The sequence below is a fragment of the Pacificispira sp. genome (genome assembly GCF_965228185.1).
GTDB lineage: Bacteria > Pseudomonadota > Alphaproteobacteria > UBA8366 > Aestuariispiraceae > Pacificispira.
Map to the genome: position 1 here is coordinate 309,186 of NZ_CBDDHE010000002.1, position 13,332 is coordinate 322,517.

At 63.7% G+C, this 13,332-nt stretch carries 12 protein-coding genes; 6 read left to right on the top strand and 6 right to left on the bottom strand.

The window, feature by feature from the left end:
• Window positions 1-36: 36 nt before the first annotated feature.
• Together ACO06O_RS01520 and ACO06O_RS01525 are read right to left on the bottom strand one after the other, a co-directional pair.
• Window positions 37-717, bottom strand: a complete 681-nt coding sequence (locus tag ACO06O_RS01520; RefSeq protein WP_421875559.1) for a DsbA family protein — start codon at window positions 715-717, stop codon at window positions 37-39.
• Window positions 718-818: 101 nt separating this feature from the next.
• The gene (locus ACO06O_RS01525; RefSeq protein ID WP_421875561.1) at window positions 819-1,364 is read right to left on the bottom strand and encodes a DUF721 domain-containing protein; all 546 of its coding nucleotides are present in this window, start codon (window positions 1,362-1,364) and stop codon (window positions 819-821) included.
• Window positions 1,365-1,423: 59 nt separating this feature from the next.
• Here ACO06O_RS01525 and mutY point away from each other — a divergent pair, with 59 nt between their 5' ends.
• Complete coding sequence (mutY, locus tag ACO06O_RS01530; RefSeq protein ID WP_421875563.1) at window positions 1,424-2,473, top strand: A/G-specific adenine glycosylase; 1,050 nt, start codon at window positions 1,424-1,426, stop codon at window positions 2,471-2,473.
• A gap of 40 nt (window positions 2,474-2,513) precedes the next feature.
• Window positions 2,514-3,905, top strand: a complete 1,392-nt coding sequence (locus ACO06O_RS01535) for a mechanosensitive ion channel family protein (protein ID WP_421875565.1) — start codon at window positions 2,514-2,516, stop codon at window positions 3,903-3,905.
• Between the two features lie 3 nt (window positions 3,906-3,908).
• On the opposite strand, the gene ACO06O_RS01540 is transcribed toward ACO06O_RS01535, so the two are convergent.
• Entirely contained in the window at window positions 3,909-5,519 is a 1,611-nt protein-coding gene (locus tag ACO06O_RS01540; RefSeq protein ID WP_421875567.1) for a thiamine pyrophosphate-binding protein, read from the bottom strand.
• A gap of 451 nt (window positions 5,520-5,970) precedes the next feature.
• Here ACO06O_RS01540 and leuA point away from each other — a divergent pair, with 451 nt between their 5' ends.
• Window positions 5,971-7,644, top strand: coding sequence for a 2-isopropylmalate synthase (gene leuA, locus ACO06O_RS01545; RefSeq protein ID WP_421875569.1), 1,674 nt, complete (start codon window positions 5,971-5,973; stop codon window positions 7,642-7,644).
• Between the two features lie 56 nt (window positions 7,645-7,700).
• Here the strand turns inward: leuA and ACO06O_RS01550 are convergent, their stop codons facing one another.
• The gene (locus ACO06O_RS01550) at window positions 7,701-8,441 is read right to left on the bottom strand and encodes an SDR family oxidoreductase (protein ID WP_421875571.1); all 741 of its coding nucleotides are present in this window, start codon (window positions 8,439-8,441) and stop codon (window positions 7,701-7,703) included.
• Window positions 8,442-8,578: 137 nt separating this feature from the next.
• Between ACO06O_RS01550 and ACO06O_RS01555 the strand changes: the two genes are divergently transcribed.
• Window positions 8,579-9,187 carry a TetR/AcrR family transcriptional regulator gene (locus ACO06O_RS01555; RefSeq protein WP_421875573.1) on the top strand — a complete coding sequence of 203 codons (609 nt, stop codon included), beginning with the start codon at window positions 8,579-8,581 and terminating at the stop codon, window positions 9,185-9,187.
• Here ACO06O_RS01555 and ACO06O_RS01560 read toward each other — a convergent pair.
• Together ACO06O_RS01560 and ACO06O_RS01565 are read right to left on the bottom strand one after the other, a co-directional pair.
• Window positions 9,177-9,899 (bottom strand): hypothetical protein, encoded by a 723-nt coding sequence (locus ACO06O_RS01560; RefSeq protein ID WP_421875575.1) that lies wholly within the window; start codon window positions 9,897-9,899, stop codon window positions 9,177-9,179. The genes ACO06O_RS01555 and ACO06O_RS01560 overlap by 11 nt on opposite strands.
• Window positions 9,896-10,270: a DUF4170 domain-containing protein gene (locus tag ACO06O_RS01565; RefSeq protein ID WP_421875578.1), complete on the bottom strand. Its 375-nt coding sequence runs from the start codon at window positions 10,268-10,270 to the stop codon at window positions 9,896-9,898. The genes ACO06O_RS01560 and ACO06O_RS01565 overlap by 4 nt, the downstream gene beginning before the upstream one ends.
• Window positions 10,271-10,418: 148 nt before the next feature.
• Here ACO06O_RS01565 and ACO06O_RS01570 point away from each other — a divergent pair, with 148 nt between their 5' ends.
• Together ACO06O_RS01570 and ACO06O_RS01575 are read left to right on the top strand one after the other, a co-directional pair.
• Window positions 10,419-11,936, top strand: a complete 1,518-nt coding sequence (locus tag ACO06O_RS01570) for a UbiD family decarboxylase (protein ID WP_421875580.1) — start codon at window positions 10,419-10,421, stop codon at window positions 11,934-11,936.
• Window positions 11,937-12,057: 121 nt separating this feature from the next.
• Window positions 12,058-13,260, top strand: coding sequence for an MFS transporter (locus ACO06O_RS01575; protein ID WP_421875582.1), 1,203 nt, complete (start codon window positions 12,058-12,060; stop codon window positions 13,258-13,260).
• Window positions 13,261-13,332: the final 72 nt, after the last annotated feature.

Sequence of the window (13,332 nt, forward strand, 5' to 3'; positions counted from 1 at the left end):
TCCCGGAGCCCCCTGGAATCGCGGAACGATTCGACGTCAGTTCAGCGCGCCGTCGATGATCTTCTGGAATTCTTCGAACGGCTGGGCGCCGGAAACCTTGGTTCCGTTGACAATGAAGGTCGGCGTCGAAGTAATTTCATGCGTGCTGGCCCAGACTTGGCGCTGCTCGCGAATCGCCTTGAACAGCTCCTCGTTCTCGAAGCAGGCCTGAATGGTCGCTTCCGGCATCCCGGCGAAACCGCCGAGCCGCGCCAGTTCGCCAACCAGGTTTTCGGAACGCGCCCAGCTGCGCTGCTGCAAGAACAGCAGATCGATCAGCGCGAAATAGCGGTCTTCCGGGGCACAGCGGGCCAGCAACGCGCCCAGGGTGGCACCGTCATCCAACGGGAAGTCGCGCAGTTCCAGCTTCACCTTGCCCGTGTCGATATAGGTTTCCTTCAGCTTGGGCAGCGTTTCGCGGTGGAAGGTCGCGCAGTGCGGGCAAGTCAGCGAGGAATATTCGATGATCGTGACCGGCGCATCGGCGGCGCCCAGAACGCGCGGCGTAATCAGCGGGTTCGTCTCAGCCGAAGCGTCGCCGGAGACGGTCGAAGAGTCGACCTGGCTGGCAATCGGCGCATCCGGCGCACGGTTCACATAGAAGACCAAACCGCCAATGGCCGCGATCACGGCGACAACGACGACCGGAAGTGCGGCTTTGTGCTGGAACAGGCTCATGGACGCGATCCTCACCCTCGCTTTGAATCAAGTCCGGCTTACGTATGGGCTTCCCGCGCGGATGGCAACCCTCACCTGCCGCGACAGAACGGCCGCTGCGCCTAAGTTCGGGCGTTCCGGCGCAAGATCCCCTCCCCCAAACGGCGCAGAATGGCGCGCAGTTCCGGGTCCTCCACTTCCTCCAGGCGGCGGTCCAGGTCGGCCAATTGCCGGGGATCGGCGGGCGGGGCGGGGGGCTTGCGCGACTGCGCCTTGCGCGCATCGGCCGGCAGCCGCGTTGGCGGGACTTGCAGCAGCTTGATCCCGGCGACCGCACGATAACCAAAATGTGAATTAATCCGGTCGACCAGCACCGGTTCCAGATGCTGCAGTTCCGTCGCCATCGGTCCCATTGCACGGATATGCAGGGTCCCGCCGTCCCGCCTGCCGCGCGGAAAGGTCAGTCGGTCCGGATGCGCATGCCGCGCCAGATCGGCCCCAACGATCATCGGCCATTCATTCAGGATGCGCGCATCCATGAAACCGCGCTTGCCCACCGCCTTGCGCGCCAGGCGCGGGACGATCGCGGCCAGCGACTGGGTGCCGCCATAGCGCATATCGTCCTTTTTCTTCCGATTGCCCTTCGGCGGGCCGTCTTGGTCGGTCATGCTTCTTTCCCGGGATCTCGGGGCTGGTTTCCACGCCGCCGACGACTACACTGTGGACCATGGCGATCCATTCCGAAACCGATATCGCGCCGGCTCTGTTGGCCTGGTACGACCGTCATGCCCGGACCCTGCCCTGGCGCGCACCGCCCGGCCGGGTTGCGGATCCGTATCATGTCTGGCTGTCCGAGGTCATGTTGCAGCAGACGACGGTCGCGACGGTTGGCGATTACTTCCGACGCTTTCTGGCCCGCTGGCCGACCGTCGGCGATCTGGCGGCGGCGGAACTGGACGACGTGCTGACCGAATGGGCCGGTCTGGGTTACTACGCGCGGGCTCGCAACCTGCACAAATGCGCGATCCAGGTCGCCACCGAGTTCGGCGGGCGCTTCCCCGATACGGAAGAGGCGTTGCGGAACCTGCCGGGCATCGGCCGCTATACCGCGGCGGCCATTGCGGCAATCGCCTTCGACCGGCCGGCAGCGGTGATGGACGGGAATATCGAGCGGGTGACGACCCGGCTCTACAGCATCGAAACGCCGCTGCCCGATTCCAAACCGGCCCTCTACGCCCATGTGGAGGCAATGACTCCGGCACGCCGGCCCGGCGACTTCGCCCAGGCGATGATGGATCTGGGCGCCACCGTCTGCACACCCGGCCGGCCGAAATGCATGCTGTGTCCGCTGACCGACTGTTGCGACGGCCGACCGATCGCCGAGACATTGCCGCGCAAGAAGCCGAAAAAGGCGAAACCGACCCGTCGCGGCGCGGCCTTCTGGATCGAGCGCGGGGATGGGGCGATCCTGCTGCGCCGGCGTCCCGAAAAGGGCCTGCTGGGCGGCATGATGGAATTCCCGGGCACCGACTGGACCGAAACCGGCAGCGAGGCGCTGGACGATACCGGCCTGCCCGCGATGGCGACGGTGACCGGCACGGCCGGATCGATCCGCCACACATTCACGCATTTCCATCTGGAATTGCTTGTCTTCCGTGCGCAGGCGATTGACGAGGCGGCCCCTGACAATTGTACTTGGTGCCTGCCGGAGGCATTGGGCGACCGGGCTTTGCCGACCGTCATGCGCAAGGTCGCGAAGGCCGCATTGTCCGGCTGATTTTGAACCGAAGGTCCCGTATTTCAGGAGTTCCCCGCCCGTGACCCGATCCAGTTCCGATCTTCTCGCGCAATCCGGTTCGGCCCCAGCGCCTGTCATCGACGCCGCCAAGGGCACGGTTAATCCGCCGGTCGGGGAAGTCGACCGTCTGGCTGGCATCGACAGCCTTGCCGAGTTCTGGGCCCTGGTGCGCGATGTCTGGACCTATGGTGTCGGCGGCATCAGTCTGGGCGACATCCTGATCGCCCTGACGATCCTGTTCGTCTTTCTGGTCTTTCGGCAGTTCTTCAGCCGCTTCGTCCTGCGCCGTGTCGAGGTCCTGGCGGAACGCACGGACAACCGTCTGGACGATACGATCGCCACCGCGCTGGCGGCACCGATCCGCTTCGTTCCGGCCGTGATGGGCGTTTTCTTCGCGACGGAATACCTGTCCCTGACGGGCACGGCACAGGAAATCGCGACGTCGCTGAACCGGTCGCTGATCGTGCTGGTCCTGTTCTGGGGCTTCTACCGAATGGTCGATCCGCTGTCCTTCCTGCTGAGCCGGGTCGAGCGGGTCTTCACCTCCGCCATGGTGGAATGGCTGATCAAGGCGATCAAACTGATCATTGCCATGATCGGCGTCGCCACCGTGCTGGAAATCTGGGGCATTCAGGTCGCGCCGATCATCGCCGGTCTGGGCCTGTTCGGCGTCGCCGTCGCGCTGGGCGCCCAGGATCTGTTCAAGAACCTGATCGCGGGCATCCTGATTCTGACCGAAAAGCGCTTCTCCATCGGCGAATGGATCCGCGTCGACGGCGTGGTCGAAGGTACGGTCGAATCCATCGGCTTCCGGTCGACCTTTATCCGCCGTTTCGACAAGGCACCGGTTTTCGTCCCCAATGCGCAGCTATCGGACAGCGCGGTCACCAATTTCAGCCGCATGACCCATCGCCGGATCTATTGGATGATCGGCGTCGAGTACCGCACGACAATTCCGCAATTGAAGGAAATCCGCGACGGAATCGAAGCCTATATCCTGTCGCAGCCCGATTTCGTGCCGCCGGAGCGCGCGACGATGTTCGTGCGGGTCGACAGTTTCAACGCCAGCTCCATCGATATCATGCTGTATTGCTTCACTCACACGACGGTCTGGGGCGAATGGCTGGGCATCAAGGAAAAGCTGGCCTACGCCATCAAGGACATTGTCGAGGGCGCGGGCACCGGCTTCGCCTTCCCCAGCCAGTCGGTCTATATCGAAACCGTGCCGGGCGAGGCGCCGGAGGCATTCAACCCGCCCGCCGCCAAAAAGGCCGTCGCAAAGAAGGCCGAACCGAAACAGGTGGAAGCCAAGAAGGCCGGATCGAAACGGGTCAGCGCCAAACGCGCCGCCGCCCGCCGCGCCCAACGCAAGGTTCAGGACGGCCCGTCCGAGGACGGCGAAGAGGTCTGATCGTCACAGCACCCCGTCATAGGATCGACGGTCGATCTCGCAGACGATCAGCGTGAAGCTTTCGGACTGCAGCGCCGCCGTCACCGCGTCGGTCAGCGCGTCACGATCCCGAACAGTGGCGCAGGCCCCGCCGAAGGCCTTCGCCAACGCCGCATAATCGTATCCGCCCGCGAAATCGACGCCGGCATTGCCCAATTGCATGCCGCGCTGCTTCAATTCGATCAGTGCCAGGCTGCGGTCCGAGAACACGATGACCGGAACCGGCAGGCGATAATCCGCCAGGGTCGACAATTCGCCCAGAACCATCATCAGCCCGCCATCGCCGGTGAAGGCCACGACCGGCCGTTCCGGATCGGCGATTTTGGCCCCGATGGCGAGCGGCAGGGCGCAGCCCATCGTACACAGCCCCATGGATTGCAAAAGGCTGCGCGGTTCGAAACAGCGATAGACCTGGGACAGGACAATCCGGTGCGCGCCCGAATCCACCGTGGCGATCGCATCCCTGGGCAAGGCATCGCGCACCGTCGCCGCAATGGCGCCCGGCCCCCAGTCAGCCACCGCGCCGTTGGATTGACCGAGAAACTGGCGCACCGCCGCCGGTTCCCCGTCCGGCCAGGTGGCGGCGCCGGTCAGACCTTCCGAAAGCCTGTCCAGCGTCCCCCCCGTATCCGCGACGAAGCTGATCGTCGCCTGATGCATGTATTGGTCATTCGGCCGGGCGGCGATTTCGATGACGTCGGTTTGCGCCGGATCCCATAGATTGCGCCAACCGACCCGCATTTCGATCGGATCGTATCCGGCCAGTAGGATCAGATCGGCCTGGGCGACCAGGGGCTTCACCACCGCGTCGGCGGAAGGCGACAGGGCGGCCGCGCCGACCACCAGCGCATGGTCTTCCGGCACGATCCCCTTGGCCTTATAGGTCGTGATCAGCGGCACGTTCAAACTTTCGCAGAACCGGCGGATGGCATCCCCGGCCCCGTCGCATACCGCATCGAATCCGGCGATCATCAAGGGCCGCCGCGCGGCAGTCAGCCTGGCCCGCGCGCGGTCCAGGTCCGGCCCGTCGGCCGGGACCGCCGGGGATGGCTTGGGATGGCGCAGCGCATAGCCGTCGCCACATTCAGCCGCCGCGACCGAAATCGGCACATCGATGAATACGGGCCCCGGGCGCGGCGACAGCGCCGCCTGCACCGCCTTGTCCGCCGCTTCCCCGGGGGCCTCGGCGGTCAGGGTGAAGACCGCCTTGCAAAGCGGGTCGAAAACTTTCGTATGGTCCAGAACCTGATGGGAATAGGTCAACCTCTCCGCCGGATCGACGCAACCGGCGATCGCGATCAGCGGCACCCGGTCCTGTTCCGCATTGGCGACGACATTAACCGCGTTCAGGATGCCCGGCCCGACCGTCCCCAACAGAATCCCCGGCGCTCCGGTCCGGTGCCATGTCGCCTCCGCCATGAAACCGGCGGCGTTTTCGTGCTTGGCCAGGACGAACCGGATACCGGCCTTCTCCAGCGCGTCCAAAAGCGTCAGGACCTCGCCCCCCGGCATGCCGAAGGCAAACCGGCAGCCGGCTTCGTACAGGCGTTTTGCGAGAATGTCTGCGGCACGCATGGGACCTCCCTTTCGAACGGATACCGTTACCTTTCCGGTCTCAGCAGGGTCGCGCAAGCCGCTTGACCACCGCCCCAGCCGCCGATAGCTTGAAGGCCATGACGACCTTTGGCGGCATTCTGCTTCTATCGAAGCTACTAGGCCACGCTCACATCTGAGCGCGGACAGGGCGTTATTGCCCTTCCTCCGACAGCCTGCCGCCCCTCTTCGGAAAGACACCGTCGTCATGAATCCGTACCCGCATCCCATTCCCGAAACGATCTGGCCCGAAACGATCCGCAGCATCTCCCTGCAGGCGCTATCGCGACTAATTCACGGTCGTCGGTCCGCGCGCGGCAGACCGGTGGCCGTATCCCTGCCGCGAAATCCGTTTCAAACCATGGACACCGCGCCGCCCGACGCCTAGAAGAGCCGGGCCGGCGGCCAAGAAGACCTTCAGGAGGATTTTGTTATGAACCGCATGCCCGTCGATAAGTACCGCATGTACGACCGCATCGACCTTCCCGACCGCCAGTGGCCCGGTAAGGTCGTGGACAAGACGCCGATCTGGTGCTCCGTCGATCTGCGCGACGGCAACCAGGCGCTGATCGAACCGATGGGACCGGACCGCAAGCGCCGGATGTTCGAATTGCTGGTCCGCATGGGCTTCAAGGAAATCGAGATCGGTTTCCCCGCCGCCTCCCAGACCGATTTCGATTTCACGCGTGAGCTGATCGAAAAGAACATGATCCCCGAAGATGTGACGGTGCAGGTCCTGACCCAGGCGCGCCCGCATCTGATCGAGCGAACCTATGAATCGCTGAAGGGCGTCCACCGGGCCATCGTTCACGTCTACAACTCGACCTCCACCATCCAGCGCCGGGTCGTGTTCCAGCAGGATCGCGAGGGCGTGAAGCAGATCGCCGTCGACGGGGCGAAACTGGTCCGCGAGCATGCGGAAAAGAACCCCGGCACCGACTGGCGCTTCCAGTATTCGCCGGAAAGCTACACCCAGACCGAGCCGGACTATGCCCTGGACGTCTGCGAGGCGGTGATGGATGTCTGGGAACCGACGCCGGAAAAGCCGATCATCCTGAACCTGCCCGCCACGGTCGAGGTCGCGCCGCCGAACGTCTATGCCGACGGCATCGAATGGATGCACCGCAATTTCACGCGGCGCGACAGTCTGATCCTGTCCGTCCATCCGCATAACGACCGGGGGTCCGGCGTCGTCGCGGCGGAGTTTGCCCAGATGGCCGGCGCCGACCGTGTCGAAGGCACGCTGTTCGGCAATGGCGAGCGCACGGGCAATGTCGACATCGTGACCCTGGGCATGAACATGGTCGCGACCGGCGTCGACCCGCATCTCGACTTCTCGAACATCCCGGAAATGCGCAAGGTCGTCGAATACTGCAACCAGCTTCCGGTCCATCCGCGCCATCCCTATGGCGGGGATCTGGTCTTCACCGCCTTTTCCGGCAGCCATCAGGACGCCATCAACAAGGGCCTGAAGGCGATGAAGGATTCGAACAGCGGTATCTGGGACGTGCCCTATCTGCCGATCGATCCTATGGATGTCGGCTCGTCCTACGAGGCGGTGATTCGGGTGAATTCGCAATCGGGCAAGGGCGGCGTCGCCTATATCCTGGAGACCGATTACGGCGTGCGCATGCCGCGCAACCTGCAGATCGAATTCTCGACCATCGTCCAGACCATCGCCGACGAAACCGGCAAGGAACTGGCGCCCCAAATGATCTGGGACAGTTTCAAGGAAGTCTATCTGGACAATCAGACGCCCTATGCCTTCGTCGACCATCGGACGACGGCGGACACCCATGCGTCCGAAATCCGCTCCATCCTGGCCATCGTCAAGCGCAATGGCGAGGAAGTGTCCCTGCACGGCAAGGGCAACGGCCCGATCGATGCCTATGTCAACGCGCTGAAGGATGACGCCGGCATCGACATTTCGGTGATGGATTATTCCGAACACGCCATCGGCGAAGGCGCCAACGCCATGGCCATCGCCTATGTCGAGGCCCGCACGGCGGACGGCAAACGCCTCTACGGCGTCGGCCGGCACGCCAATATCGTCACCGCCTCGCTGAAAGCCGTCACCAGCGCGGTCAACCGGGCGAGCGCGATGTAACCACGCCAGAAACGCGGCCCGCCCTTTCCAAAAGGAAGAGCGGGCCGTTCTTTTCATTAGTTCGGCAACATCTGTCCGACCTGGCGTTCAACCGCTTTCGGATCGGCCAGCAGCCCGCTGTGCAATTCAATAGCCTGCGCATCGGGATAGATATCCTCGCTGCCGGTCGCGATGCCCTGCAGAACCGCAGCGACGATGTCTTCCGGCGAGGTCTTGTCGATATCCAATGCCCGGGCCATGTCGGTGTCGACCGGCCCCGGATAAACGCCGACGACCTTGGTGCCGGACTGGCCCAGTTCCGCCCGGACCGCCTGGGTCAGAGAGTGAACCGCCGCCTTCGACGCGCTGTAGGAGCCGAGCAGCGGGAAGTTCACATGCGATGCGATTGACGCGATGTTGACGATCAACCCGCCGCCATTCCGGGCCAGGACCGGCGCGAAGGCCCGGACCATGTTCAGCGTCCCGAAATAGTTGGTTTCCATATCGGCGCGCGCGGCCTCGACCGTATCGGCCTGGATGAAACCGGCCAGCGCGGCCGTACCGGCATTGTTGATCAGGATATCGACATCGGCGTGATCCGCCGCGGCGGCCGAAACCTGATCCGCATCGGTGATGTCCAGACGGACCGCCCGGACCCGCCCGGACCCGTTGGCGACCAGCTCGTTCAGGCTTTCCGGCTTGCGTGCAGCGGCAAGAATCTTGCCCGCACCGGACTTGAGCAGGGTTTCCACGAAGGCCAGGCCGATGCCGCGGTTGGCGCCGGTGACCAGGATTGTCTTGCCATGAAAGGAATTCATTCTCATCTACCTCCTAAGTCAGGGCGGCAGGATATTTTCCTACCGATCGGTATATAAATAGGTGCTTGAACTTCCGGTTCAACGCTTCAAAATACCGTTCGGTACAAAAAATTTCCTTGACGGGATGATTTGGACAAATGGCGCGTGGAAGACCTAGAAAGACCGACCCGGACTGTGCCTTGGCCAGCGCGATAAAAGTGTTCTGGACCAAGGGATTCGAAGGAACGTCCCTGACCGACCTTGTTGAGGCGACGGGCATGGCGAAGCCCAGCCTTTACGCCACGTTCGGCGATAAGGAGGCGATCTACACCAAGGCCCTGACGCGATATATGGAAGGTGTCGGGGACGACGTGCTGGATGCGCTGGGACAGGGTGGCCGACCGATCCAGACCGTGATGCGCGGCTATCTGGAGGAGGTTGCCGATCGCGCGACCGACACGAGCGGCCCCTGCGGCTGTTTCGTCGTCAACAGCATTGTCGATGCGGAAAACCTGCCTGACGAAACCAAGCGCCTGATGGATCTGGCCAAGCGGAAGCGCGCGGAGATCCTTATTCGGGCCTTTGATGCCGCAAAGGCGCGCGGCGATCTGCCGGAAACCGCCAGTTCGGCGGCACTGGCGGATTATTTCTGGGGCCAGACCCTGGCCATCGCGCTGTTGGCACGATCGGGGGAAAGCCGCCAGGCCATCGGCCATTTCGTCGATCTGGCCCTGGCGGTCCTGGGGCCCGAACCGGTCAGCGCCTGAGAACCGTCACCGGATGGCCGAAGGGCACGGCATCGCGGGAAATCAGATCGCTGACGCCGCGCCGAAATCCTTCATCGCGCACCAGTTCAAGAACGAATGCATCCGGGTCCCGGGAATCGCCGACGCGCGCCCGGATCATTTCCAGGACCTCCCCCGTCGCCGAAGCGGCATCGGCGCGGCCCTCGGCGCGGACAGCCAGCAACGGAATGCTGCCGCCGCTCTGCGACCGCAAATGCCCGCGCGTCCCGACATAGCAAAAGGCGTGATCGGCCGTGCCACCGCCCGACAGGGATAGCGTTACATTGTCCAGCCGCGCATAGACATAGTTCGCGGCGCTCATCTCGCTGTCATGCATAATCGCCAGTTGGGCATCGTCCAGCCAGGTGACCGCGATTTCCACCGTGACCCCCGGGGCGCGCTGCAGCATGGCCGGCACCGCACCGTAGGACGTGATATGGGCGGCATAGACGACATCGAAATCCGCCAGACGCGCCGCCTCCACCGGGATGCGGTGATCGCCCAGATGCGCGAATTTCTGATGCAGGCGTTCCGGTGCGCGGTTCGATCCGAAAGCCAAAACCGGGCGCCGCCCCGCGCGGTCCGCCGGCACAAAATCCCGGATATCGCCGTGATGCCAGGTATAACTGCCCGACGGCGCTTCATAGGGATAGGTCCGTGCGCGCCGAAGAATTTCGGCGGTCGGGTCGCTCAAAGCTTTTCGATCCGGAACCGGGCGTAGGCGTCGTCGATCGCGGCCATGGATTGCGCCTTCCATTCCCGCTGGGCGTCGTCATAGGTGTCGAAGGGTCCGAACTTCTTCTCCGCCCCGCCATCGGCCAGTTCGTGGAAATTGGTATCGGTGTAAACCCCACCGATCACCCAGAACTGATCGTGGCTTTCCTTTTCGATGGAATAGCGGGCATGGGCGTCGTCCACCGTCTCCATGGCCTTGGCGCGCCAAACGGCCTTGGCCTGGGCATAGTCGTCGAACGGCCCCAGCCGCGTTTCCTTGCCGCCGCTGGCGATATCCGTGAACCCCGTGTCGGCGTATACGCCGCCGACGACCCAATAGCGTGCGGACATGGAGCTTCTCCCGGCTGTCGAAAATGCCCGCCCTATTTGGCACAAACGCCCTGAGCGCTCAACCGCTCGAAGGAGCCTGCGCCTCGACAGGGACCAGTATATCCGATATCCGGTTGATCTGTCTTCGTCCCGCCCTAGAACGGATTTCATGCCCTATTCTTCCTTGCGCGACTTCATGGATCTTTTGGAACGGCGCGGCCTGCTGCACCGGGTTTCGGCGCCGGTGTCGACCGAGTTGGAGATGACAGAGATCCAGACCCGGCTGCTGAAGGATCGCGGGCCGGCCGTACTGTTCGAGAACCCGACCGTGCCCGGCGGAAAGCCGTCGGAAATGCCGGTTCTGGTCAATCTGTTCGGATCGGTGGAGCGGGTCGCGCTGGGCATGGACCGGACGCCGGAGGAATTGCGCGCGGTCGGCGAGACCTTGGCCTTCCTGCGCCAGCCGGAACCGCCGGGCGGCCTGAAAGACGCGATCGGCCTGCTGCCGCTGGTCAAACAGGTTCTGGCAATGAAACCCAAGACCGTGTCCCGCGCGCCGGTCCACGAAATCGTTCTGCAGGGCGACGAGATCGATCTGGCGCGCCTGCCGGTCCAGACCTGCTGGCCGGGTGAGCCTGCCCCGCTGATCACCTGGCCGCTGGTGGTGACACAGGGGCCCAATCCCGGCGGCGACAAGACCGACGCGTTCAATCTGGGCATCTATCGCATGCAGGTGACCGGCCGCGACACGACCCTGATGCGCTGGCTGAAACATCGCGGCGGGGCACAGCATTACGCCCGCTGGAAGAAGGAACGGCCGGAACCCCTGCCCGCCGCCGCCGTCATCGGCGCGGATCCGGGGACCATCCTGGCGGCCGTCACGCCGGTCCCGGACACGCTGTCGGAATATCAGTTCGCCGGCCTGCTGCGGGGCAAGAAGGTTGAGTTGGTCGACTGCAAGACCGTGCCGCTGAAGGTGCCTGCCGAGGCGGAGATCGTCTTGGAAGGCCATGTCATGCTGGACGAATACGGCGACGAAGGCCCCTATGGCGACCATACCGGCTATTACAATTCGGTGGAGCCTTTCCCGGTCTTCAAGGTCAGCGCCATCACCATGCGGCGCGACCCGATCTACCTGTCGACCTTCACCGGACGGCCGCCGGACGAGCCGTCGATCCTGGGCGAGGCCCTGAACGAGGTCTTCATCCCGTTGCTGCAGCAGCAATTCCCGGAGATCGTGGATTTCTGGCTGCCGCCGGAAGGCTGTTCCTACCGCATCGCCGTGATCTCGATGAAGAAGGCCTATCCCGGTCACGCCAAGCGGGTGATGCTGGGTGCCTGGTCCTATCTGCGCCAATTCATGTACACGAAATGGCTGATCGTCGTGGATCAGAATGTCGACGCGCGCGACTGGAAGGACGTGATGTGGGCGATTTCCACCAAGATGGACCCGGCCCGGGACATCACGGTGATTGAGAACACACCGATCGATTATCTGGATTTCGCGTCGCCGGAAAGCGGCCTGGGATCCAAGATCGGTCTGGACGCGACCGATAAATGGCCGCCGGAAACCAAGCGCGAGTGGGGCCAGGAAATCCGCATGGACCAGGCCGTGATCGACAAGATCGACCGCCTGTGGCCGACTCTGGGCCTGCCCGGCGACGGCGCCAGTATCTGGAAAAAATGACGCGGCGCAGCAGATTTCGGATAACATTCCCTAATCCAAAGCATAAGTTATTTCGTCTTCTGTTCTCACTATTCCCCTGCTAACTTTCCAAAGAAGATACTTTCGAAAGAGGGGGAAGCCGATGGCCGCCATTCAATCCGACGCCGCGCCGAGAGACCGGCTTCCCTATTGGTTCAGCGCGGGTCACCTGTGCATCGATTGGCCGTTCGGCGCGCTTTACATGATCGCGCCGGCCGCCGGCCTGTCTTTCGGCTGGTCCCCGGCCCAGGTGGGGCTGCTGCTGACCATTCAAAGCATCGGCGCATCCCTGGCATATCTGCCGGCGGGCCTGCTGATGGACCGTGTCTCCAATCGCGGCCGCATCCTGATGTCGACCTTCTTCTGGGTCTCCTTCGGCTATATCCTGGCCAGCTATGCGCAAGGTTTCTGGCCGCTGGCAATTCTGATGGCCGTGGCCAGCATGGGCGACGCCGCCTGGCACCTGATGGCGACCGGAATCCTGGTCAAAGCCGCACCGGGTCAGCGTGCCCGGGTTCTGGGCATCCATGCCATCGGCGGGGCCATGGCCGGCGTCTTCGCACCGCTTTTCGCCAGCCATTTGTTGGACCATGGCCTGTTCGGGATGGAGCTGGATTGGCGCGATACGCTGATCGTCGTGGTGTTGCCGACGGCGGTCATGGGCTTCCTGTTCCTGATCCATGTGTCGCGGCAGGTCCCGCGGGTTGAGCCGGGCACGGTCGCGCGGCCGGATTTCCGGGGCTTGATCCGGGACTGGAGCACGCCCTTCGGCGCCGGTCTGGTCGCCATGATGGTTCTCTACAACCTCGGCCTGATCGGGGCGACGGCGATGACACCCCTGTTCCTGCAGACGGACCAGGGTATGGATGTCTGGCAGGCCGGTCAGATTTTCGCCGGCGTTCTGCTGGTCGGCGCGGTATTGCAGCCTCGCCTGGGCCGTCTGGCGGACGAGGTCGGACGGCGCCCGTTGATTTTCGCCGCAGCCATCCTCTCCGCGATCGGCGGCGTGATTGTCTATCTGTCGACGGATACATACTGGATCGTCGGCGGTCTGGTACTGTGCCTCGGCGCGCTGACCTCCGTCCGGTCGGTCGTATTGGCCTGCGCTGTCGATCTATCCGGGCGCAGCGAAGCGACGACCCTGGGCATTGCCTTTGCCGTGCTGGATGGGGTCGGGGCATTCGGGGCGGTGCTGGCCGGGCTGATCGGTGAGACGGATCTCAGCCGCGCCTATCTGATGACGGCCGTCTGTGCCGGGGCGGCCGGGATTGTCGCGGTGATGCTACCCCGACGCCAAAGCCGGTAAATCGGCCGCCGATAACGCTTGCCAGAATCCGGAAGCAGAGCCATATGAAGCGCCTCGGCGCGACCGGCGCCG

Coding starts and splice junctions, on each gene's coding strand:
- ACO06O_RS01550 (WP_421875571.1), bottom strand. CDS start 8,441: ATGAATTCCTTTCATGGCAAGACAATCCTGGTCACCGGCGCCAACCGC.
- mutY (WP_421875563.1), top strand. CDS start 1,424: ATGGCGATCCATTCCGAAACCGATATCGCGCCGGCTCTGTTGGCCTGG.
- ACO06O_RS01525 (WP_421875561.1), bottom strand. CDS start 1,364: ATGACCGACCAAGACGGCCCGCCGAAGGGCAATCGGAAGAAAAAGGAC.
- ACO06O_RS01565 (WP_421875578.1), bottom strand. CDS start 10,270: ATGTCCGCACGCTATTGGGTCGTCGGCGGCGTATACGCCGACACGGGG.
- ACO06O_RS01570 (WP_421875580.1), top strand. CDS start 10,419: ATGCCCTATTCTTCCTTGCGCGACTTCATGGATCTTTTGGAACGGCGC.
- ACO06O_RS01540 (WP_421875567.1), bottom strand. CDS start 5,519: ATGCGTGCCGCAGACATTCTCGCAAAACGCCTGTACGAAGCCGGCTGC.
- ACO06O_RS01575 (WP_421875582.1), top strand. CDS start 12,058: ATGGCCGCCATTCAATCCGACGCCGCGCCGAGAGACCGGCTTCCCTAT.
- leuA (WP_421875569.1), top strand. CDS start 5,971: ATGAACCGCATGCCCGTCGATAAGTACCGCATGTACGACCGCATCGAC.
- ACO06O_RS01520 (WP_421875559.1), bottom strand. CDS start 717: ATGAGCCTGTTCCAGCACAAAGCCGCACTTCCGGTCGTCGTTGTCGCC.
- ACO06O_RS01555 (WP_421875573.1), top strand. CDS start 8,579: ATGGCGCGTGGAAGACCTAGAAAGACCGACCCGGACTGTGCCTTGGCC.